The 20,703-nt window shown below is 67.1% G+C and carries 19 protein-coding genes; 9 read left to right on the forward strand and 10 right to left on the reverse strand.

The window, feature by feature from the left end:
* Positions 1 to 56: 56 nt before the first annotated feature.
* Positions 57 to 737, forward strand: coding sequence for a PAS and ANTAR domain-containing protein (locus MRBLMD1_RS00980; RefSeq protein ID WP_159633305.1), 681 nt, complete (start codon positions 57 to 59; stop codon positions 735 to 737).
* Positions 738 to 821: 84 nt separating this feature from the next.
* Positions 822 to 2,174, forward strand: coding sequence for a Na+/H+ antiporter NhaA (gene nhaA / locus MRBLMD1_RS00985; protein ID WP_364396611.1), 1,353 nt, complete (start codon positions 822 to 824; stop codon positions 2,172 to 2,174).
* A 10-nt stretch (positions 2,175 to 2,184) separates the two neighbouring features.
* On the opposite strand, the gene MRBLMD1_RS00990 is transcribed toward nhaA, so the two are convergent.
* From MRBLMD1_RS00990 to MRBLMD1_RS01020, 7 genes are all read right to left on the reverse strand, one after another.
* The gene (locus MRBLMD1_RS00990) at positions 2,185 to 2,445 is read right to left on the reverse strand and encodes a hypothetical protein (RefSeq protein ID WP_224026936.1); all 261 of its coding nucleotides are present in this window, start codon (positions 2,443 to 2,445) and stop codon (positions 2,185 to 2,187) included.
* Between the two features lie 105 nt (positions 2,446 to 2,550).
* Positions 2,551 to 3,708: an ABC transporter ATP-binding protein gene (locus MRBLMD1_RS00995; RefSeq protein ID WP_201302465.1), complete on the reverse strand. Its 1,158-nt coding sequence runs from the start codon at positions 3,706 to 3,708 to the stop codon at positions 2,551 to 2,553.
* Entirely contained in the window at positions 3,705 to 5,294 is a 1,590-nt protein-coding gene (locus tag MRBLMD1_RS01000) for an ABC transporter permease (protein WP_364396615.1), read from the reverse strand. The genes MRBLMD1_RS00995 and MRBLMD1_RS01000 overlap by 4 nt, the downstream gene beginning before the upstream one ends.
* A gap of 4 nt (positions 5,295 to 5,298) precedes the next feature.
* Positions 5,299 to 6,354 (reverse strand): iron ABC transporter substrate-binding protein, encoded by a 1,056-nt coding sequence (locus MRBLMD1_RS01005; protein WP_224026934.1) that lies wholly within the window; start codon positions 6,352 to 6,354, stop codon positions 5,299 to 5,301.
* 203 nt (positions 6,355 to 6,557) lie between these two features.
* Positions 6,558 to 8,312 carry a cytochrome c oxidase subunit I gene (gene ctaD, locus MRBLMD1_RS01010; protein ID WP_414703652.1) on the reverse strand — a complete coding sequence of 585 codons (1,755 nt, stop codon included), beginning with the start codon at positions 8,310 to 8,312 and terminating at the stop codon, positions 6,558 to 6,560.
* A gap of 14 nt (positions 8,313 to 8,326) precedes the next feature.
* On the reverse strand, positions 8,327 to 9,184 hold the full coding sequence (locus tag MRBLMD1_RS01015; RefSeq protein ID WP_159635819.1) for a cytochrome c oxidase subunit II: 858 nt from the start codon (positions 9,182 to 9,184) through the stop codon (positions 8,327 to 8,329).
* A gap of 189 nt (positions 9,185 to 9,373) precedes the next feature.
* Positions 9,374 to 10,096: a VIT1/CCC1 transporter family protein gene (locus tag MRBLMD1_RS01020; protein ID WP_255173135.1), complete on the reverse strand. Its 723-nt coding sequence runs from the start codon at positions 10,094 to 10,096 to the stop codon at positions 9,374 to 9,376.
* A 280-nt stretch (positions 10,097 to 10,376) separates the two neighbouring features.
* Between MRBLMD1_RS01020 and MRBLMD1_RS01025 the strand changes: the two genes are divergently transcribed.
* Complete coding sequence (locus MRBLMD1_RS01025; protein WP_364396620.1) at positions 10,377 to 11,738, forward strand: phenylacetate--CoA ligase family protein; 1,362 nt, start codon at positions 10,377 to 10,379, stop codon at positions 11,736 to 11,738.
* Positions 11,739 to 11,761: 23 nt separating this feature from the next.
* On the opposite strand, the gene MRBLMD1_RS01030 is transcribed toward MRBLMD1_RS01025, so the two are convergent.
* Entirely contained in the window at positions 11,762 to 12,019 is a 258-nt protein-coding gene (locus MRBLMD1_RS01030; protein WP_224026932.1) for a hypothetical protein, read from the reverse strand.
* A 305-nt stretch (positions 12,020 to 12,324) separates the two neighbouring features.
* On the opposite strand from MRBLMD1_RS01030, the gene MRBLMD1_RS01035 reads away from it, so the two are divergent.
* Positions 12,325 to 13,470 carry a carboxylate-amine ligase gene (locus MRBLMD1_RS01035; protein ID WP_414703668.1) on the forward strand — a complete coding sequence of 382 codons (1,146 nt, stop codon included), beginning with the start codon at positions 12,325 to 12,327 and terminating at the stop codon, positions 13,468 to 13,470.
* A 159-nt stretch (positions 13,471 to 13,629) separates the two neighbouring features.
* Positions 13,630 to 15,138 carry an FAD-binding oxidoreductase gene (locus MRBLMD1_RS01040; protein WP_364396626.1) on the forward strand — a complete coding sequence of 503 codons (1,509 nt, stop codon included), beginning with the start codon at positions 13,630 to 13,632 and terminating at the stop codon, positions 15,136 to 15,138.
* 30 nt (positions 15,139 to 15,168) lie between these two features.
* On the opposite strand, the gene MRBLMD1_RS01045 is transcribed toward MRBLMD1_RS01040, so the two are convergent.
* Both MRBLMD1_RS01045 and MRBLMD1_RS01050 read right to left on the reverse strand, forming a co-directional pair.
* Entirely contained in the window at positions 15,169 to 16,893 is a 1,725-nt protein-coding gene (locus MRBLMD1_RS01045; protein ID WP_364396629.1) for an alkaline phosphatase family protein, read from the reverse strand.
* Between the two features lies 1 nt (position 16,894).
* Positions 16,895 to 18,121: an alkaline phosphatase family protein gene (locus MRBLMD1_RS01050; protein ID WP_364396632.1), complete on the reverse strand. Its 1,227-nt coding sequence runs from the start codon at positions 18,119 to 18,121 to the stop codon at positions 16,895 to 16,897.
* A gap of 265 nt (positions 18,122 to 18,386) precedes the next feature.
* On the opposite strand from MRBLMD1_RS01050, the gene MRBLMD1_RS01055 reads away from it, so the two are divergent.
* Genes MRBLMD1_RS01055 through MRBLMD1_RS01070 form a run of 4 tightly spaced genes read left to right on the forward strand, consistent with a single transcriptional unit; the run spans position 18,387 to position 20,694 of the window.
* A complete protein-coding gene (locus MRBLMD1_RS01055; RefSeq protein ID WP_159633277.1) occupies positions 18,387 to 18,743 on the forward strand; it encodes an SPW repeat domain-containing protein in 357 nt (118 codons plus the stop codon).
* Positions 18,744 to 18,758: 15 nt separating this feature from the next.
* Positions 18,759 to 19,106, forward strand: coding sequence for a CU044_2847 family protein (locus tag MRBLMD1_RS01060; protein ID WP_159633274.1), 348 nt, complete (start codon positions 18,759 to 18,761; stop codon positions 19,104 to 19,106).
* A 5-nt stretch (positions 19,107 to 19,111) separates the two neighbouring features.
* On the forward strand, positions 19,112 to 20,452 hold the full coding sequence (locus MRBLMD1_RS01065) for a phosphoribosyltransferase family protein (RefSeq protein WP_159633271.1): 1,341 nt from the start codon (positions 19,112 to 19,114) through the stop codon (positions 20,450 to 20,452).
* Entirely contained in the window at positions 20,449 to 20,694 is a 246-nt protein-coding gene (locus tag MRBLMD1_RS01070; RefSeq protein ID WP_364396636.1) for a hypothetical protein, read from the forward strand. The genes MRBLMD1_RS01065 and MRBLMD1_RS01070 overlap by 4 nt, the downstream gene beginning before the upstream one ends.
* Positions 20,695 to 20,703: the final 9 nt, after the last annotated feature.

A 20,703-nucleotide genomic window follows, 5' to 3' on the forward strand; every position in this document is an offset into this window, starting at 1 on the left:
GAGCGAGGACAGAGCCGGCCCGCTGGGGGTTTGGCGTATCCGCGGGAGGTGGACCTGTGACGGAGCTCAGCGACCTGTACACGTATTCGAGTGCCCTCGGGGACAGCGAAAGTGACGCCGGCACCTTCAGGGTGGACATCGAACCGGCGGGGCCGACCTTCCACTGGTCGGACGGGATGTACCGGCTGCACGGTTACCACCGCGGCGAGGTGGTGCCCACCATGGAACTGCTCTTCGCGCATAAACACCCGGATGACCGTGAGCGGTGCGAGGAAATCGTGGCGCAGGTTTCCACCACCGGCGGGTTCTTCTGCATGTACCACCGGCTCGTCGATGCCCAGGGCAGGACCCGGCGCGTGCTGACCTCCGGAGAGGCAGTCCTCGGCCCGGACGGGTCGGTGGTGGCGCTCGAAGGCGTGATGGTGGACCTCAGCCGGACGCTGCAGCGCGAAACTGAACAAACAGCACGGGAGGCAGTAGCAGGTGCCACGGCCACCCGTACGGTGATCGACCAGGCCCGGGGAATCCTCATGGGCCAGCTGAAGCTTGGCTCCGATGACGCGTTCCAGATGCTGGTGAGCACCAGCAGCCACCGCAACGTCAAGCTCGTGGTGGTGGCGGCGGAGCTGGTACAACTTGCCAATTCCCCTGAGGCGCGCACCTACCTGGACCGGGCCGTGCGGGCCATCCAGCTGCACGGCCGGCCGGTCCACACCGGGGGGCGCCGCGCGGGTTAGTGCCGTTCCCCGTAGGATGGATGGAGGTGCGCCGGGAAGTCTGGTCGGCATGGATTTGTCGAACCCGGATTTAAGGACGCCCGCATGAACTCCACCCCGCCCACCCCACGCCGGAACACGTTCTTTGGCTCCACCGTCTTTTCGCGCGGCAGCTACGCCGAAGCGCTGCGGATCGGTGAGATCCTCCGCAAGGAGACGGTGGGCGGCGCCCTCCTGGTGGCTGCTGCGGTCATCGCGCTCATCTGGGCCAACTCCCCGGCGTCGGACAGCTACTTCTCCCTCCGGGACTTCAAGGTGGGCTACGCACCGTGGCACCTTGAATTGAGCCTGGGGGCGTGGGCAGCGGACGGGCTGCTGGCCATCTTCTTCTTCCTGGTGGGGCTGGAGCTCAAGCGCGAATTCGTGGCCGGCGACCTGCGGCAGCTGAGCAAATCGATTGTGCCGGTGGCGGCCGCCGTGGGAGGCGTGGCGGTCCCGGCGGTGATTTACGCCGTCGTCAATCTTTCAAGTCCGGAAACGCTCCGCGGCTGGGCCATTCCCACGGCAACGGACATTGCGTTTGCCGTCGCGGTCCTGGCCATCATCGGCTCGCACCTGCCCAGCGCCCTGCGGATCTTCCTGCTGACCCTGGCCGTGGTGGATGACCTCATTGCCATCACCATCATCGCGGTCTTCTACTCCAGCGATATCCAGGCCGTGCCGCTGCTCCTGGCGCTCATCCCGCTGGCCATCTACGCTTTCCTGGCCCAGAAATACCGCCGGTTCTTCGGCCGCCACGCAGCCGCTGCCTGGCTGATCCTGCTGCCGCTGGGTGCCGTGACCTGGGCCCTGGTGCACGCGTCGGGCATCCACGCCACCGTGGCCGGCGTACTCCTGGGCTTCGCCGTTCCCGTGATCCGGTCGCAGGCCTCCGGCGGCCCCGAAGCCGGCCCCGGGCTTGCAGAGATTTTCGAGCACCGGTTCCGGCCCATCTCCGCCGGCGTGGCCGTCCCCATCTTCGCCTTCTTTTCCGCAGGCGTGGCCGTTGGCGGCTGGGAGGGCCTGGGGTCGGCCCTGTCCGATCCCGTGGCGCTGGGCATCATCCTGGGCCTGGTCCTGGGCAAGCCGATCGGGATCATGGGCACCACCTGGGTCCTGACCAAAGCCACCAGGGCAAGCCTGGACAGCTCCTTCAAGTGGATCGACGTGTTCGGCGTTGCGTTGCTGGCAGGGATCGGATTCACCGTCTCCCTGCTGGTGGCAGAGCTCAGCTTCGGCCACGGCAGCCTCCACGACGACCATGCCAAGGTGGGAATCCTGGCCGCGTCGCTGGTTGCTGCGCTGCTGGCAACGGTTGTCCTGCGCACCCGCAACCGCCAGTACCGGCTCGCTGAAGAGCTGGAGCAGGTGGATTCCGATCACGACGGCGTCCCGGACGTCTACCAGGAGCGCACCTGACGCTCCCGCGCTAGGCGGTGGCGAGGGGCTTGGCCGGCGGCTGCGGTTTGGCGGAAACCTCCAGCTTGACCGGAGGGTCCACGTGGCGGATCTCCAGGGCCTCCGGGTCCAGCAGTTTGCGCGCGCCGGTCCGGGCGTCCAGGATCCAGAAGAGTTCCAGGGCCGGGACGACGTCGGTCACCCGGCCCTTGTGGAAAAGCCTGCCCCGGTGCCATGCCTCGATCTGGTCGCCGATGCGGAGCTGGGCGGTGCGTATTCCTTGTGCCTCCATGGCTGCCTCCTGCTGTTGAATCCCCGTAAGCACAGCTTGCCGTGGACAGGTTGCGGCAGTGTTTCCGCCCGGTGTTTTTTCTGTGACGCCTGAGGCTGAGGAGGACTACTCGTCCGTGGGGAACGCAACGGCTTCGCCCACCACCCGCAGGCACAGCTCCATGCCCGGACGGGCGATCGAGGCGTTCCAGTGCCTGATGGTGATCACTTCGCCGCCGCCCGGGTAGCGGTGGTCGGCGTGCTCCGCCACTTCCTTGGGCACGTTCAGCTTCAGCCGCACGGTGGTCTCAGGGCCGAAGTAGTCGGTGTCCACCACCACTCCGCGGATGGGGCCGTCCTCGGCAATGCGGATCTGTTCGGGCCGCAGCATCAGCTGCACGCGTCCCTGTGCCGGGGGCCGGCGCACGGGAATCGCGCCCAGCGAGCAGGTGGCCAGCGTCCCTTCCAGCCATGCGTCCAGGATGACGGCGTCGCCCAGGAACTCCGCGGTGGCCCGGTCCGCGGGGCGGGTGTAGACCACAAAGGGGTTGCCGATCTGGGCCAGTTTGCCGCCGCGCATCACGGCCACCTGGTCCGCAAAGGAGAGGGCCTCGGCCTGGTCGTGGGTTACCAGGATGGTGGTGACGCCGGCCTCGGCCAGGACCTTGGCCACGGCGCGGCGGGTGGCGACGCGCAGGCCCGCGTCCAGGGCGGAGAACGGCTCGTCCAGGAGCATCAGCTCCGGTTCGCGGGCCAGGGCCCGGGCCAGGGCAACCCGCTGCTGCTGGCCGCCGGAGAGTTGGTGCGGCCGGCGCTTGGCCATGGAAGCATCCAGCGACACCATCTCCAGCAGCTCCGCCACGCGGGCGTTGACCGCGCGGCGGCCGCCCTCGCGCTTGGCCGCGTTGAGGCCGAAGGCCACGTTCTGGCCCACGGTCAGGTGCGGGAACAGGGCGCCGTCCTGGGCCACGTACCCGATCTGCCGCTTGTGCGCCGGAAGCCACGCGCCGTCACCGGCCACGGTGGTGCCGTTGAGCGAGATGGTCCCGGTGTCCGGGTGCTCGAACCCGGCGATCAGCCGCAGGAGGGTGGTCTTGCCCGAACCGGAGGGGCCAACGATGGCGGTGGTTCCGCCCTTGGCCACTGACAGGTTGACGCCCCTCAGGACCGCCTGTGATCCGAAGTTCTTGGTGACGTCCGTGATCTGCAGATGGCTGTTGGTGGTTGCGGCCACCGAGGGTGCCACCCGTGGCTCGGGCAGCCTGCGGGTTGATGGTGCTGTCACTGTCCGGCTACTTTCTTGGACTGTTGGAAGAGGAGGTAGGTCATGGGGGCGGAAAGCAGGATCATCAGCAGCGCGTAGGGCGCGGCGCCGGCGTAGTCGATCTCGCTGCTCTTGCTCCAGAACTCGGTGGCCAGCGTCCTGGTGCCGTTGGGGGACAGGAGCAAGGTGGCAGTGAGCTCGTTGGCGATGGCCAGGAACACCAGGGCTGCCCCGCCGGCTGCTGCAGGGGCGGTGAGCCGCAGGGTGACGCGGATGAAGGCCAGTAGCGGCGGCTTCCCGAGCGCCTGGGCGGCCTCGTCCAGTTCCTTGGGGGCCTGTGCCAGTCCGGCCCGCAGGTTCACCAGGGCCCGGGGGAGGAACAGGAGGACGTACGCCGCAACCAGCAGCCCCGCCGTCTGGTACATCCCGGGCACCATGCGGATGCTGACGGTAACGAACGCCAGCGCCACCACGATTCCGGGCATGGAGCTGGTGACGTAGTTGGACAGTTCCAGGGACTTGCTGAACCAGCCGGGGTGGCGCACGGCGAGGTACGCCATGGGGAAGGCCACCACGGTGGTGGCAGCGGCGCCGGCGAGCCCGTAGGTGAACGTGGTGACCAGCGCCGGGAGGAATTCGGATGCTGTCCAGACGTCCGCTCCGCCGGCCAGGATCCAGCGCAGCACGAAGTACAGCGGGAGTCCGAAGGCCAGGGCGGTCAGCGCCAGCAGGAAGAGCTGGGCCGGGACCTGGTACGCGTGCAGGGGAAGGCGCAGCGCCTTGGCCTGCACGCCGGACCCGATACGGGCGTAGCGCGCGGAGCCGCGGCTGCGGACCTCGGCAAGCAGCAGGAGCAGGCAGAAGAACACCAGCACGCTGGCCAGCATGTTTCCGGCCGCGCCATTGAACGTGGACTGGTACTGGGTCATGATCGCGGTGGTGAAGGTATCGAACCGGATCATGGCAAATGCGCCGTATTCGGCGAGCAGGTGCAGCCCCACCAGCAGCGCCCCGCCGGTCAGGGCGATCCTGAGCTGGGGGAGCACCACGCGGAAGAAGGTCCGCCAGGCACCGAGCCCCAGGGCCGCGGCGGACTGCTCAATGGCGGGGTCCAGCCGGCTCAAGGTGGCTGCGGCCGGGATGTACACCAGCGGGAAGTAGGACAGCGTGGAGATCAGGATTCCCGAACCCAGGCCGCCCAGCGACGGGATGGCCGAGACCCAGGCGTAGCTGTTGACGAACGCCGGGACGGCCAGCGGGGCGGCCAGCAGCACGGCCCACACCCGGTGGCCACGCAGCCTGGTCCGTTCCACCAGCCAGGCACCCGCCACGCCAAGCAGCAGGCACAGCGGGATGGTGGCGGCCATCAGGAGCAGGGTATTCAGCAGCAGTTCGCCCACGCGGGGCCGCAGGATGAGGCCGACGGCGGTATCCCACCCGGTTGCCACCGTCATGTAGGCCACGTACCCCAGCGGGACGAGGGAGAAGAGGGCGATCAGCACCGCCAGGACGGACACCGCGGAAACGCCGAAAGGCGGGCGGGGGCTGGTGCCCCGGCCCGCCGTCGTCGTGCCCGCCCTGGGGGGAGCCGATAGATCGGAGGTCACGGAATTACAGTAGTCCTGCCTGGGTCATCAGATCGGTGACCTTTTCGGAGTTGAGCTTGGCGGCGTCAACCTTGGGAGCCTGCAGGTCCTTGATCGGAACCAGCTTGTCGTTGGCGGGAACGTCGGAGCCGATGGCGTACTCGAAGGACGTACCGTTCTTGAGGACTTCCTGGCCCTTCTTGCCGGTGATGAACTTCAGGAACTCCTGCGCAGCGGCAGCGTTCTTGGAGGACTTGAGCACGCCGCCGCCGGATACGGACAGGAACGCGCCCGGGTCCTGGTTCTTGAAGTAGTACGGGGTGACGTTGTTGGAGTTCTCGCCGGTCTTGGCCTGGTCGCCGTAGTAGTAGTAGTGGTAGATCAGGGCGGCGTCCACTTCACCGGCGTTGACCGCCTTCATGGCCGTGCTGTTGCCCTTGTAGGCCTTGGAGTTTTCCTTCATGCCCTTCAGCCACTCCTCGGTGGCGGACTCGCCCTTCAGCTCCAGCAGCGCTGAAACGATGGCCTGGAAGTCTGCGCCCGTGGGGGATGCGGCCCACTTGCCCTTCCATTCAGGCTTGGCCAGGTCAAGCATGGACTTGGGGAGCTGGTCCTCGGTGAGCTTGGTCTTGTTGTACACCAGGACGGTGGAGCGGGCGGCGATGCCCGTCCATTTGCCGGTGGACGGTGCGAACTCGGCGGGAACCTGGGCCAGGGTGTCCTTGTTGACGTCCGCGAACAGGCCGGCGTTCTCAACCTGCGTCATCGCGGGGGAGTTTTCCGTGAGGAACACATCCGCGGGGGAGGCCTGGCCTTCCTGGATGATCTGGTTGGAGAGCTCAGTGTCCGAGCCCTGGCGCATGGTCACCTTGATGCCGGTTTCCGCCGTGAAGGCATCCACCCATTCCTTGGTGAGGCTTTCGTGCTGGGCGTTGTACACGGTGATCTCGCCGGAGGCGGCGCCGTTGGACGCGGACGACGAGGTGCCGCCGGCAGGAGTGCCGCCGCCGCAGGCGGTCAGGCCGAGAGCTGCGGTGGCGGCGAGTGCGATGCCGGCCAGCGCGCTGTTGCGGATCTTCATTGAGGCTGCTTTCGGTGGGGAAAAAAGTCTGCTGAACCTAAGTCCTATTAGGCAACACGAATGTTGCCTATGTCAGGAAACTGTAGGGTAGGCAAACCTAAGCACCAAGCCGGAAAGCGCTTTAAGTGACGAGGTTCACATCAATTACGAAAACACTACGTGACGTAATTATCGAGGTTCTGCCGGCTGCGGCAGAGGCCCCGCTATTTGTTCGGGTTGGGATCGTGGACGTCGCGTTCCCCGATATCGGCCGCCCCCAGGATGCTCTCCGCCGGTGCGTTCTCTGAGGGATGGAGCCGGATGCTCAGCTCGGGATGGTGCAGGTCCAGGGCGGGGCGCTCGGACCGGATGCGGGGGAGCGAGGTGAAGTTGTGGCGCGGCGGCGGGCAGGACGTGGCCCACTCAAGGGACGCGCCAAAGCCCCAGGGATCGTCCACAGTGACCTTCTTCCCGGCCCGCCAGGTGATGAAGACGTTCCAGAAGAACGGGATGAGGGAGGCGCCCAGCAGGTAGGACCCAATGGTGGAGAACTGGTTCATGAAGGTGAAGTTGTCCTCCGGCATGTAATCCGCGTACCGGCGGGGCATGCCCAGGACGCCCAGCCAGTGCTGGATCAGGAACGTGGCGTGGAAGCCCAGGAACAGCATCCAGAAGTGGATCTTGCCCAGACGCTCGTTGAGCATTGTGCCGGTGAACTTGGGCCACCAGAAATAAAACCCGGCGAACATGGCGAACACCACGGTGCCGAACACCACGTAGTGGAAGTGCGCCACCACGAAGTAGGAGTCCGAGACGTGGAAGTCCATGGGCGGTGAGGCCAGGATGATGCCTGTGAGGCCGCCGAAGAGGAACGTGGCCAGGAATCCCATGCTCCACAGCATGGGCGTCTCGAAGGTCAGGGAGCCGCCCCACATCGTGCCGATCCAGTTGAAGAACTTCACGCCGGTGGGCACTGCGATGAGCATGGTCATGAACGCGAAGAACGGCAGGAACACCGCGCCCGTGACGTACATGTGGTGGGCCCAGACCGTCACCGAGAGGGCCGCGATGGCGATGGTGGCGTACACGATGCCCTTGTAGCCGAACAGGGGCTTGCGGCTGAACACCGGGAAGATCTCCGAGACGATCCCGAAGAACGGCAGCGCGATGATGTACACCTCGGGGTGTCCGAAGAACCAGAACAGGTGCTGCCAAAGGATGGCGCCGCCGTTGGAGGGATCAAAGATGTGGGCACCGAACTTCCGGTCCGCGCCCAGGGCGAACAGGGCGGCGGCCAGCGGCGGGAAGGCCATCAGGACCAGGATCGCGGTCACCAGGGTGTTCCAGGTGAAGATCGGCATCCGCCACATGGTAAGGCCGGGGGCACGCATGCAGATGATGGTGGTGATGAAGTTGACCGAGCCCAGGATGGTGCCGAAGCCGGACAGTGCCAGGCCGAAGACCCACAAGTCACCGCCGATGCCCGGGGTGAACGTGGTGTTTGACAGCGGCGCGTAGGCGAACCAGCCGAAGGACGCGGCGCCCTGCGGGGTGATGAAGCCGGAGACGGCGATGGTGGAGCCGAACAGGAAGAACCAGAACGCCAGCGCGTTGAGGCGGGGGAACGCGACGTCCGGCGCGCCGATCTGCAGCGGCATGATCACGTTGGCGAACCCGGCGAACAGCGGGGTGGCGAACATCAGCAGCATGATGGTGCCGTGCATGGTGAACAGTTGGTTGTACTGCTCCTTGGTCTGCAGGATCTGCATTCCGGGTTCGAACAGTTCGGCGCGGATGAGCAGCGCCATGACACCGCCCGCGCAGAAGAACACGAAGGACGAGATCAGGTACATGTACCCGATGGTCTTGTGGTCAGTGGAGGTGATCCAGTTGACCACAATGGTGCCCTTGGGGCGCCGGACCACTGCCGGCGCAGCCGTGGCCGCGGTTCCGCCCATTCTCTGCCCTGTGGTGGTCATTACAGTGCCGTCCTTTACTGTGCTGGTTCCAGGGCCTGCGGTGCAGGGGCTGATATCGGCGCCCTGTCGAAGTCGGTGCCCAGGTTTCCGGTGTTGCCCTTTGCCTTGAGGTCGGCGATGTGGCTGTCGTACTCCTGCTGGGTGACCACCCTGACCTTGAAAAGCATTTCCGAGTGGTATTCGCCGCAGAGTTCGGCGCACTTGCCCATGTATTCGCCGGTGCGGTTGGGGGTGATGCTGATGTAGGGGTTGTACTGTTCGTGGCCCGGGTAGAGGTCGCGCTTCTGCAGGAAATCCACCACCCAGAAGGAATGCTGCACGTCACGGGACTGGAGGTGCAGTTCCACCTTCTTGCCCACCGGAAGGTAGAGCGTGGGCAGCCGGTCCGGGGCGCCATAGCCACCGGTCAGGTGGGCTTGTTGTCCGGCGTCCTCGTGGACCTGCTCCTTGACGTAGTTGAAATCCCAGGACCACTGTTTGCCGAAGACGTCGATCACTACGTCCGGGTTGGGGTAGCGCTCGTCGATGGCCCGCTGCTCCCGGTCCGTGAAGACGAACAGGACCCCGATGACGATCAATGGAATGGCCAGGTAGAAGACTTCAAGGGGGAGGTTGTAGCTCAGTTGCGGCGGAAATCCGACGGTGTTCTTCCTGCGCCGGTACGCCACGATGACCCAGATCATCAGCCCCCAGGTGATGATGCCAACCACCAGCGCAGCGATCCAGGAGTTGACCCACAGGTCGGTGATCAGTTCCGTGTTGTTGGTGGTGTCACGGGCGCCGGGGAGGAAGCCGCGGGAAACCAGGTCGGAGCAGGAGGTCAGCGCGGGCAGGGCCAGAAGGCCCGCGGCCAGTGCCGCGAAGCGCCGCATGCGGTTCTTCAATGGTCTTTTACCCACCTGTGGTCCCTCCGGCATGCTCCCGAAGCCCAACTGCATGAGCCCACCGCAGGCCCCAAAGGACCAGTGGCTGTGTGGTTCACCCTACGCGCGGAGGTTGCTGATGTGAAGGGGTTTTGGGGCCGTACGGACTGGCAGCGGGACGGGTGGAGTGACGGGCTGCTAGGCGATGCCGGTGGTGCCCAGCAGGCTGCCCACCGCGAAGGTGAAGGCCATGGCCAGCGCACCGCCCACCACCAGCCTGATGGTGGCCTTGCGCTTGGAGCTTCCGCCGATCTTGGCGCTGACGGTCCCGGTGAGGGCCAGTGCCAGGATGACGGCGACGAACGTGACCGGGATCCGGGCTTCTTCCGGCGGGAAAATGATGGCCAGCATGGGGAGGATGGCGCCGACGGTGAATGCGATGGCGGAGGCGAACGCGGCATGCCAGGGGCTGACCACTTCTTCTTCGTCGATGTTCAGTTCGGCGGACAGGTGCGCTTTCAGGGCGTCCTTTGCCGTCAACTCCTCGGCAACGGTCCTGGCGGTGGCCTCGCTCAGCCCCTTGGCCTGGTAGATGTGGGCGAGTTCGTCCAGTTCGCCCTCGGGATCGTCCCTGAGCTCCTGGCGTTCCTTTTCGATCAGCGCGCGCTGGCTGTCACTCTGGCTGCTCACGGAAACGTATTCGCCCAGGGCCATGGACACGGCACCGCCCACCACCGCGGCCGTGCCCGCCACCAGGATGGGGGCGAGGTCGTTGGTCACACCCGCGACGCCCACCACGGTAGCCGCGACCGAGACAATACCGTCGTTCGCGCCCAGTACACCGGCACGCAGCCAGTTCAGGCGTGCTGCGACGCTGCTGTCGTGGGGCTCGTTGCGGTTGAGCTTGAGGGTTTCAGACATGCTGGCAGTAAAACACCGCAGCGCCCCCTGCGCCACAAAGGTTTGCATCCCCTTACCGAAAGGCTTGAAGAGGCACGTCGGAGGTGCGTCCCTGGTTCGCCGATGTGCGGGGACCTATGACCCTGACGCTGCAGGGGCGGGCAGCGGAAGATCAACACTGGGAGTGTTGCGACTTCAAGGCCGGAAGGGGCAGGGCCATGATGTATTGGGACGACGACACGGGCCACGGGGAGTTAGGCGAGGGCGCCGGGCCGCCCGTGCTTCGATGCGGCAGCCTGCCATGAACGTCCGCCTCCTCTCGCAGGTGCTGTCCCTGCGGGCGGCATGGCGCCGGAGGGACGGGTGGGATCCAGCGCGGATCGCCGCCCACCAGGAACAGGCGCTGCACCGGCTGCGCGCGGCAACCTATGCCGGCTCGGAGTTCTACCGGCACCGGCACGCGGGACTGCACGACGCACCCTTGCAGGAACTGCCGTCCGTCACCAAAGCGGACCTCATGGAGCACTTTGATGAAGCGATAACCACCCCGGACCTAAGCCTCGCCGACCTAGAAGACCACGTGCGTGGCCCCACCGCAAGCTGTGGTGATCCCGGCCGGCCGTTCAGGGGGCGCTGGTGGATTGCGGCCACGGCCGGGACCACTGGGAGGCGGGGGATATTCGCCTGGAACCGCTCCGAGTGGGCATCGGTCCTGGCATCCTATGCGCGGGCCAACGACTGGGCCGGGATCGCCCTCAATCCGAGGCGGCCACTGAAGACGGCACTGGTCAGCTCACGGGTTCCCACGCACCAGTCCGCCGTCGTGGGCGCTTCTGTCCGGTCCCGACTGGTCCCCACGCTCCGGTTGGACGTCACGGCACCCATGGAGCAGACAGTGGCCGCGCTCAACCGGTTCCAGCCCAGGGTGCTGGTGGGATACGCCTCAGCCCTGGGGCCGCTGGCGGCCGAGCAGCGGGAGGGGCGGCTGCATATTGCACCGCAAGGGATCATGTCGGCCTCCGAAGTGCTTACCGCCCAGGCTGCGGCCGAGATGCAGGCGGCGTGGGGAACCGCCCCGTTCGATGTCTATGCCGCCACCGAAACAGCCGGGATCGCTTCCCCCTGCACTTACCGGAACCGCCACGTGTACGAGGACCTGGTCATCGTGGAACCGGTGGACCCCGCAGGCAACCCGGTGCCGCCGGGAACCACCGGGGCGAAGCTGCTGGTGACCGTGCTGTTCTCCCGCACCCTGCCGCTGATCCGCTACGAAATGTCGGACACCATCAGGCTGGACGGGCGCGGCTGCCCCTGCGGCCGGTCCTTCCAGCTGCTTGAGGACGTTGAAGGACGCCTTGAGGACGTCCTCCGGCTGCCGGGCAGGAAAGGCGCCGTCAGCATCCATCCCAACGTCTTCCATCTGGTGCTCGACGACGTGGCAGCTTCAGGGTGGCAGGTAGTCCAGGAGGCCGCGGGACTACGCGTCCTGGTCACAGGCCTGTTGCCCGGAGCCTCCCTTGAGGGGGTGCGCACGGCCGTGGCGTCAGCACTGGAGGCGGCAGGGGTGGCCGGCCTTTCCGTGGACGTGCAGGCGGTGGACCGGCTCGAACGCACACCCCTGGGCAAAGCGCCCTTCGTCAGGGCTTTGCGGGCATCACCCTGACCCGGCTTCCCAAGTACCGCCCATTACGCGACGGCCGGGTAGCTGCTGAGGATGTAGTCGGCCGCGGCAGGGCCGGTCATCCTGAGCCGGGAGTTCCGGACGTCCACGCCGCAGCGCAGCATCCCGGCGCGGAATGCCTGGTCCGGCTTGGGGCTCAGGCCGTGCAGCGCCGCCCAGCTGACATAGAGGCCGTAAAGGCAATCGGGGCCAAGGGGGGAATCGCCGGAGGGATCGGGCGTGGTTGCTTCATCAAGGAACTGCTGGAAATGCGAGGCCGACATGCTTGGCTCTTTCGCTCTTGCATAAGGCGCTGCCGTTGGGCTACAGCAGCTGCTCCCGCTGGGCCTTTGCAGAAGGGCCCGGGAGGACGGGTATGGCGCCCGTCACAGTCCAAATCTACCCGGGGGTAGGTCTGAAGTACAGCGGAGACCCCGGCGGCACCCCTTCCCCCTTATTGATAAGGGTGCTTATTATTGTTTCCTTCCGACGGCGTATGGCGGGCATGGACGTCCTGGTGAACGGGGCGGTCACGCTGCCATGCTCCGGGAAGGAACTTGCAACGACGCAGGGGACAGGGACGACGGCGATGGACACCTACGGCAATGACGGCACCGGCGGCGCGGGCGCAGGCAGGCGGACGTTCGGCATCGAAGAGGAGTTGCTCCTGGTGGACCCCGCAACGGGGGAAGCCGTCCCGATGGCAGGCGCCCTCCTGGACCTTTACGTCCGTCCGCTGGAGGCCGCGTCCGGGCCGGTACTGACGGCCGAGTTCCAGCAGGAAATGATCGAGGTGGTGAGCCCGCCGCACGCCACCCTGGCAAAACTCGAGCAGGACATCGTGGCCGGCCGCGCCCTTGCCCAGCAGGCGGCCGAGGACGTGGGCGTCAGGGTGGCAGCGCTGGGAACCTCCCCGCTCCCGGCCGATCCCCATCCGGTGCAGCTGCCCAGGTTCCGGGCCATGATGGAGGAGTACGGGCTGACCGCCAGGGAGCAGCTCACCTGCGGCTGCCACATCCACGTCTCGGTGGAGTCGCCGGAGGAAGCCGTGGCCGTGCTGGACCGGATGCGGAACTGGCTGCCGGTGCTCGTGGCGCTGAGCGCCAATTCCCCGTTCTGGCACGGCGAGGACAGCGGCTACGCCAGCTACCGCTCCCAGGTGTGGAACCGCTGGCCGTCCGCCGGGCCGCTGGAACTCCTGCGCACCCCGGACGCCTACCACCAACTGGTCCATGACATGGTGAGCACCGGCGTCGCCATGGACGAGGGCATGGTCTACTTCGATGCCCGGCTCTCCCGGCACTATCCCACGGTGGAGATCCGCGTGGCAGACGTCTGCCTGCGCCCGGAAAACACGGTGTTGCTGGCGGGAATAGCCCGGGGCCTGGTGGAAACCGCTGCCAGGGAATGGCGGGAGGGGACCGACCCCGTATCCGTCCCGTCGGCCCTGCTGAGGCTGGCAGGCTGGAAGGCAAGCCGGTGGGGCCTGCGGGGTGAGCTGCTGGATCCCCAAACGCACCGCCCGGCGCCCGCGCTCGCCGTCGTGAATTCACTGCTGCACCACATCCGGCGGGCGCTGGAGGACACGGGTGACCTGCAGCGGGTGGAGGAACTGATGGACAGGCTGCTGGCCGACGGCACCGGCGCCATGCGGCAGATGGAGGTCCTGCACCGCACCGGTGACCTGGAGCGCGTGGTGGAGGACGCGGCGGACTGCACGATCGCCACGCCCTAGCGCCCTCACCGCCCCTACGATCTCCCCGGCCGGGCGCACCGGATCGCTCTTGACCCTCTTCGGGCCCGGGCGTATACCGAAAGCATCATCATGCTGGCGCCCGCTGGGCCTCGGATGGAGCCGGCTGCCCTTGGTCTCCGACGCAAAAATGGAGTTGTGATGGGTAGCGATCGTTTCGACGTGCTCCGCGAACAGGTCCGCGGGCAGGTTATCGAAGACGGCGACGCCGAGTACGAGGCCGCACGCCATGTTTACAACGGGATGATCGACCGTCGTCCCGCAGCGGTCCTCCAGGTGTCCCAGGTCGCGGACGTTCTGGCGGCCGTACGCTTCGCCCGTGGCCTGGGAATTGAAGTTGCCGTACGCGGCGGCGGGCACAGTGCGCCAGGATTTGGAACGGTCGACGACGGCCTGGTCCTTGACTTCTCGGCCCGCCGGGGAGTGCGCGTTGACCCCGCGGCGCGGCTGGCCCGGGTGGAACCCGGCGCAACGTGGGCAGACTACAACCACGCCACGCATGCATTCGGGCTGGCAAGCACAGGGGGCATCATCGGCTCAACCGGCGTCGCCGGCCTGACCCTCGGCGGCGGCATCGGGTACCTGTCCCGCAAGTACGGGTTGTCCTGCGACAACCTCGTTTCCGCCGACGTCGTCCTTGCTGACGGAACCTTTGTCACTGCCAGCGAAGCCGAAAACGTCGACCTGTTCTGGGCGCTCCGCGGCGGCAGCGGCAACTTCGGCGTGGTCACGTCGATGGAGTTCCGCCTGCACCCCGTGGACATGGTCCATGTGGGAATCATGTTCTTCGATGCAGCGACCGGAGCCGAAGTTGGGGCGGCCTACCGCGAGTGGATTGCTGCCGAACCGGACGAAATGGGCGCCTTCCTGGGATTCCACCAAGGTCCTCCGGTGCCGTTCCTTCCCGAGGAATGGCATGGGAAGCCCGTTGCGGTGATCGCAGGAATGTGGACCGGCGACCTTGACGCCGGCCCCGCGCACTGGCAGGCAATGCTTGACGCCGGGCAGGTGCTGGGAAGCTTCTTCGCCCCGATGCCGTACCCGGCACTGAACATCATGTTCGACGGCCTCAGCGGCGTCCCCGGGCTGCAGGGCTACTGGAAGGCCGATTTCCTCCGCACCCTCAGCGATGACGCCCTCCGCACCGCCGTCGCATATGCTCCTGGCATTCCCAGCGTCCACTCCGCCAACCACTTCTATCCGATCGACGGCGCCGTGAGGCGCGTAGCTCCCGAGGCCACCGCCTTCGCCTACCGTGACGTGGACTTCGCGCCTGTTATCGCGGCGCAGTGGCCCGATCCGTCCGAGAACGACAGGAACATCGCCTGGGTCCGGGAGTACTGGACCGCGCTCCACGAATTCTCGGAGGCCGGCGGCTACCTTAACTTCCAGGACGCAGATGACCAGGCCAGGATCGAGGACACCCTCGGCTCGAACTACGCGCGGCTTGCCGTACTCAAGGCAAAGTACGACCCCGACAACTTCTTCCATGTCAACCAGAACATCAAGCCCGCCCCCGCCGGCACCGCGGCCGCCGCCGTTCCGGCAGAGCGCCCGGCCGTGCTCCAGGCTGAGGCAGTACCGGAGGAAGCGCGCCAACCTGACACCGAGCCGCGCACGGCAAATCCCGCAGAGGGGGCTGCCACGTAACCCGGCCGCGTCCGGACGGAAGGCCCGGCGTCAGTAGGTGGTGGCGTTGGGCAGGATGAGCGGCGGCAGCGGCGCCTGGGTGAAGTCGAAGGACTGTGCCAGGTCGCCCAGCTGGGGGTTGTTCTCGCGGACATCAGGGCGGGCGTCCGGCCTGCCGTCCGTGGCGGGATCGATGCGCTCGCCGCCCAGGAAATCGTCCTCGATGAACTTGAAGTAGGCGTCCTGGCTGAGGACCTGGTGGTCGACGAACCCCTTCTTCGCATAGGGGCTGATCACCAGGCCCGGGACGCGCAGCCCATAGCCGTTGTTGTCCACCACCGGCGGGTTTTCGTGGTCATAGAAGCCGCCCCAGTCGTCCCAGTTGAGGAAGATGGCGGTGCTGTCCCAGTCAGGGCCGCTCATCACGGCGTTGATGAGCCCGGCAACGTAGGCCTGCCCGGTGCTGATCTTCGCAGGCGCGTGTTCGCTGACTTTGTCCGTGGGCGCCACCCAGGTGACTGCCGGCAGCGTCCCCTTTCTGGCGGCATCGTAGAAACCGCTGAGCGGCTTGATGTTGCCCTGCTCGCCGTCCTCCTTGACCGTGTCGAAGTACAGCAGCGGATTCCACAGGCCGGGGGTCTTGGCGTCCTGCTTCACCGGATCGCAGGTGGCGGCGTCATTGCGGCAGTCCGGTTCGGTGCCGTTGAACACGTAGTAGGCCCACGGGACGTTGTGCTTGTGCAGCAGGAACGTCAGGTCGGTCCAGGCGTAGTCCGGCAGTTCCAGTTTCTTGGCCGCCTCGGTGAGCTTCTTCTTCAGGTCATCGGACATGGGGGCGGCATCCACCGCCGCCTGGCAGATGGCGTAGGAATCGGTGGGCTTGCAGCTGGTGCCGATGAGCTGGTCAATCTGTGCGGCGAGGCCCGGGTCGATGCCGGCAGCCTCCAGGGCCTCGCGGCAAGGATCCAGGTCCATCCCGGCCTGGCACTTGCCGATCAGCGTGTCCTTGATGATCTGCGGCTCCGGTTCGGGGTCCGGGTCCTGCAGGGCATTCACGCACGACGACGGGTCCCCGGCCTTGGTGCATTTGGCCGACCATTCCGAGACAAGGTACAGGTGCGCCGGCAGGCTCCAGGAGGCGGCGGAGGCGAACAGGTGGTCCTCCAGCGTGAAGTTCTGCGCATAGGCCCAGTAGTTGGGCAGGTCCCGTCCGTCGTGGTAGCCCATCACATCGGTGGGCATGGTGGTGCTGTACTGGCACTTGGTGCTGGCGGCGCCGCAGCCGGACAGGCCCTTCTCCGCCTGCGCCACGAATCCGTCCATCGCCCCGCCGTTGATGTCGGCGGTGGCATCGGCGTGGCTGTGCGGGCCGCCGGCGTTGCTGTCCGCCGAGTTGTAGAAGGGCCTTACGCAGCCACCCTCGGCGGGATCCGGAACGCACACCGTGGGCTTGCCGTCCTTCATGGGAATCCCGTCGGCCCCGGGGTACGTCCCGAAGTAGCTGTCGAAGGACCTGTTCTCCTGGGTGATGATCACTACGTGCTTGATCTTGCCGATCCCGTTGGGGTCGGCGGCAGCAGTTCCCGGTACCGCAGCCGCGGTGGCCGGGGCGCCGGCGGTGGGCGCGGCTGTTGCGGGCGCGTCCGACGCCGGCGGGTCTGCGGCCGGTGGGCCGCCGCGCAACGCCAGGGAAAGGACGACGGCGACGATCACCAAAGCCACCGCCGCGGCACCTGCCAGGACGGCCCGGCGTCGTCCGCTTCCTGAAAGCGCCACCTTAGGATTCCTTCCGGTAGACGTCGTCCCCGAACGTCCTGACGCCGGGATCACCGGCCAGCCCCAGGCGCGGGAGATGGAAGAGGTCCTCGATGGTGGCCAGCAGGCTGTAGTGGTTGTAGGGCCGGTCCGAGGAGGTGCCCGCAGCCGCGAAAGGGGAGAGGACCAGGGCCCCCACCCGTCCTCCGGCCGTCCCCCCGGCGGGGACTCCCGGGTCGCCCTCAGAGGGGCCGGTGGTGTCGCCCTCGGCCTCGTCGAAGGTGATCACCAGCATGCCGTCCTGCTTGTACGCCGGTGACGCCAGGATGGCCGGGACCTGCTTCTTGAGCCAGTCGTCCGCTGTCCCCAGGCCGCCGTCAGAGCCGTCGGCGCAGGTGCCGTCATGCCCGTCGTGGCACAGGTTGGGCGTGATGTAGGCCAGGTTGGGGGTGGTGTCCACGGATTTCAGGTCGTCCTTGAGCGCGGAAAAGTTGACCACGTTTTTGGCGCAGTCCGGGGACGACGTGATGGAGCGGAAGTACATGAAGGGGTTGTGGTGGGTGGAGTACTGCTCCTCCGGCGTGGCCTTGATGTGGTTGTCCGCCCCGCCCAGGACCGGGTGCTCGCACGGCTGCTGCATGTCCTCCATGTAGCCCTTCCACGTCTTGCCCTGCGCGGCCAGCTGCCCGGCCACGGTTTGGGTGTCCTCCGGGTAGACGCAGCCGTCGCCCTGCAACGTCCCGTCCGGATCAGTGCCGGTGGCGTTGAACTCGGTGTACGTGTGGCAGTCCAGTTCCGTGCTGTCGTTGGGCCGTTGTCCGGAGATCTGGGCCAGGTAGTTGGGCAGCGAGTTGTGGGCGATCCCGTAGTAGTTCTTCAGCAGCACGCCCTTCTTCCGGAGCGTTCCGGACAGGTACGGCGCGGGGGAATTGTCGCCCCAGGTAGTGCCGTACCCCTTGTTTTCCAGGTTGATCACGAAGATGTGCCGGGGCATTCCGGCGGGCTTTGCCGCGTCCCCCGGCTGTGCCGTGGAGTCTGCGCCTGCCGTGGGTGCTGCCGACGCACTCGGTGGTGCCGACGTACTGGATGACGGGGTGGCGCCGCCGGATGGAGTGGCAGTCTGCGGAGCCGGTGCCGGAGTGGGCGCCTGGCATGCCACCAGCGCGGACAGGACCAGCGCCAGCACGGGCAGCAGCGCGGGCGAAGGAGGCCGCAGGGGAGCGGAGGGATGGGCTGATCTTCGGTTCACGGGCGGCCTCCGCGGTCTGTTCTTCACCTTGCGCCCCAGCGCTGCCGCCACTCTTGCACACCGTAACCGCGTTTTGCACGGGCAATTGCTGTGAGTTGGCAGGGAATCGGGGTGCGCGCAGGTGCACCGGCAGGTGCCGGACCGCCCTAGGTCTTTCTGCCCTACAAGCGGATGACCGGCAGGCGTTGACTTAAATCGCGGGAAGCTGAGGCCCGCGGGCTGGAAACGCACAACGCGTCCCGCCCACATCAGAAAGGAAAGTTCAGTGAAAAAGTGGTATCGGTGGCAGGACTATGTAGCGGTCGCCGCCGGACTCTTCACCGCGGTGGCGGTCCTGTTCACGCGGCAGCTAAACATGTCCACCACCCTGATGCTCGTCTTCGGCGGGCTCCTGGTGGTCAGCGGCATTATCAACCTGGCCATGCCGGGAACTCCGGCCATGGAATACGTGCAGGCCGTCCTCGCCGCAGGACTGGTCCTCTCGCCATGGCTCGGGACATACACGGGCGCAACGGGCGCAGCCTGGACGTCATGGATCGCAGGGGCGGTGGCACTGGTGGTAACAGCAGTGGCCATTAAGCCCAGCACCGACCTCCGCCACACCTACCGCGTCTCGCATTAGCAGGAGGAATCCGCCATGACCGAAGTGCTGCGCTACGAAGTAGGATCCGGAACCGTGCTCGTTGAGGCTGCGGACAACAGCTACGGCGTGGATCATCCCGCGCGCAACGAACAGGGGATCCTGGACACGGGCAGGCGCCTGGAAGATGCACTTGCCAGCGTCCGCCCCGCTGCCCGCGCAGCACTGGAGGCCATGGCGGAACTCACCCCCGAACAGATCCAGATCGAGTTCGGCGTGAAGCTCGCGGGGGACGCAGGGGCGGTGATTGCCAAGAGCAGTTCCGACGCCCATTTCGTCCTCCGGATGACATGGAACCCCGCGGTGGCCGCGCTGCCCGGGGAAGAAATCACACACAACGGGTGACGGCGATGGCTTCGTTTCATGACAGGTCCGACGCCGGGCGGCGGCTGGGCAAGCGGCTGGCCGCCCTGCGCGGCCGGAACGTCGTGGTGCTGGGCCTGCCCAGGGGCGGCGTCCCCGTGGCGTTCGAGGTAGCCAAAGCCCTCGAAGCGCCGCTGGACGTGATCGTGGTGCGGAAACTGGGGGTTCCGTTCCAGCCCGAGGTGGCCATGGGGGCCATCGGGGAGGGCAACGTCCGCGTCCTTGATCCGCGCACCATCTCCATGGCCCGCGTCTCCCAGGAAGACCTGCAGCAGGTGGAGCGCCAGGAACGCGCCCTGCTGGAAAGCAGGGTGGCCAGGTTCCGGCAGGGGCGCCGGCGGATCGACCTTGCCGGGCGCACGGTGGTCATTGTCGACGACGGCATCGCCACCGGTTCCACCGCCCGCGCGGCCTGCCAGGTGGCCCGGCATCTCGGCGCTGCCAGGGTCATCCTTGCCGTTCCCGTTGCCCCCGCCCGCGCCATTGTGGAGCTCAAGGAACCGGACGACGTCGTCTGCCTCCTTTCGCCCCAGGACTTCCAGGCCGTGGGCTACTACTACCGGGACTTCTCACCCACCGAGGACAGCGAGGTGGTGCAGCTGCTGGACGCCGCTGCCGCCCCGGCACACCACGGCGACGGCTACCGGGGAGACGGCAGCCTGGAGGACGACGTCGAAATCCCTGACGGAAGGGCGGTCCTGCGCGGCAGCCTCTACCTGCCGGCCCGGTGCGACGGCACGGTCCTCTTTGCCCACGGCAGCGGCAGCAGCAGGCACAGCCCCCGCAACCGCTTCGTCGCCTCGGTGCTGCACGGCGCCGGCCTGGGCACGCTGCTCCTTGACCTCCTGACGCCCGAGGAGGAGGTCAACCGGGCCAACGTGTTCGATATCGCCCTGCTGGCCCGCCGACTGTCCTCCGCCACCCACTGGCTGGAGGCGCGGCACGATGGCTCCGCGGGCAGGATCGGCTACTTCGGCGCCAGCACCGGCGCGGCGGCTGCACTGTGGGCCGCAGCCGAACCCGGCGCCCAGGTTGCCGCCGTCGTCTCCCGCGGCGGCAGGCCGGACCTGGCCGGACCCCGCCTCGCCGCCGTAAAAGCCCCCACCCTCCTGATTGTTGGCGGCGCCGACACCCAGGTGCTGGCCCTCAACCGGCAGGCCATGGCGCTCCTGCAGGCGCCCACCCGGCTGGAGATCGTCCCGGGCGCCACACACCTCTTCGAGGAACCCGGCACCCTTGCCATGGCGGCCACGCTTGCCTCGGACTGGTTCCGGCACTACCTCCTGCCCTCCCCGGTGGGGCGGCACGCGCCGGAGGCCAAGGAATGAACGCTTCCACCGGCAACACCGGCACCGGCCGCTGGGAGGAACGGGGGGCGGAACGCGCGGCGGAAGCCGCCCAGATCCGCGGCCTGGCCCACTCCCTGGCCACGCCCGACGACGTGCCCACCCGGATGGGGGACCGCTACGACGCCCTGTTCTGGCATCCGCGGACCGAGGCGCTGCGGCCGCTGCACCACGAATACCAGCCGGGGGAACCCGAGTTCGAGACCGAGCCCACGGGGTTCTAGCCCCAACCA

The sequence above is a fragment of the Pseudarthrobacter sp. LMD1-1-1.1 genome, from assembly GCF_040676255.1.
Lineage (GTDB): Bacteria > Actinomycetota > Actinomycetes > Actinomycetales > Micrococcaceae > Arthrobacter.

Bases quoted from the DNA above. Each gene is read 5' to 3' on its own strand.
- MRBLMD1_RS01070 (WP_364396636.1), top strand. From the start codon at position 20,449: ATGAACGCTTCCACCGGCAACACCGGCACCGGCCGCTGGGAGGAACGG.
- MRBLMD1_RS01065 (WP_159633271.1), top strand. From the start codon at position 19,112: ATGGCTTCGTTTCATGACAGGTCCGACGCCGGGCGGCGGCTGGGCAAG.
- nhaA (WP_364396611.1), top strand. From the start codon at position 822: ATGAACTCCACCCCGCCCACCCCACGCCGGAACACGTTCTTTGGCTCC.
- MRBLMD1_RS01030 (WP_224026932.1), bottom strand. From the start codon at position 12,019: ATGTCGGCCTCGCATTTCCAGCAGTTCCTTGATGAAGCAACCACGCCC.
- MRBLMD1_RS01060 (WP_159633274.1), top strand. From the start codon at position 18,759: ATGACCGAAGTGCTGCGCTACGAAGTAGGATCCGGAACCGTGCTCGTT.
- MRBLMD1_RS01025 (WP_364396620.1), top strand. From the start codon at position 10,377: ATGAACGTCCGCCTCCTCTCGCAGGTGCTGTCCCTGCGGGCGGCATGG.
- MRBLMD1_RS01035 (WP_414703668.1), top strand. From the start codon at position 12,325: ATGGACACCTACGGCAATGACGGCACCGGCGGCGCGGGCGCAGGCAGG.
- MRBLMD1_RS01015 (WP_159635819.1), bottom strand. From the start codon at position 9,184: ATGCGGCGCTTCGCGGCACTGGCCGCGGGCCTTCTGGCCCTGCCCGCG.
- ctaD (WP_414703652.1), bottom strand. From the start codon at position 8,312: ATGACCACCACAGGGCAGAGAATGGGCGGAACCGCGGCCACGGCTGCG.
- MRBLMD1_RS01005 (WP_224026934.1), bottom strand. From the start codon at position 6,354: ATGAAGATCCGCAACAGCGCGCTGGCCGGCATCGCACTCGCCGCCACC.
- MRBLMD1_RS00990 (WP_224026936.1), bottom strand. From the start codon at position 2,445: ATGGAGGCACAAGGAATACGCACCGCCCAGCTCCGCATCGGCGACCAG.
- MRBLMD1_RS01040 (WP_364396626.1), top strand. From the start codon at position 13,630: ATGGGTAGCGATCGTTTCGACGTGCTCCGCGAACAGGTCCGCGGGCAG.
- MRBLMD1_RS01020 (WP_255173135.1), bottom strand. From the start codon at position 10,096: ATGTCTGAAACCCTCAAGCTCAACCGCAACGAGCCCCACGACAGCAGC.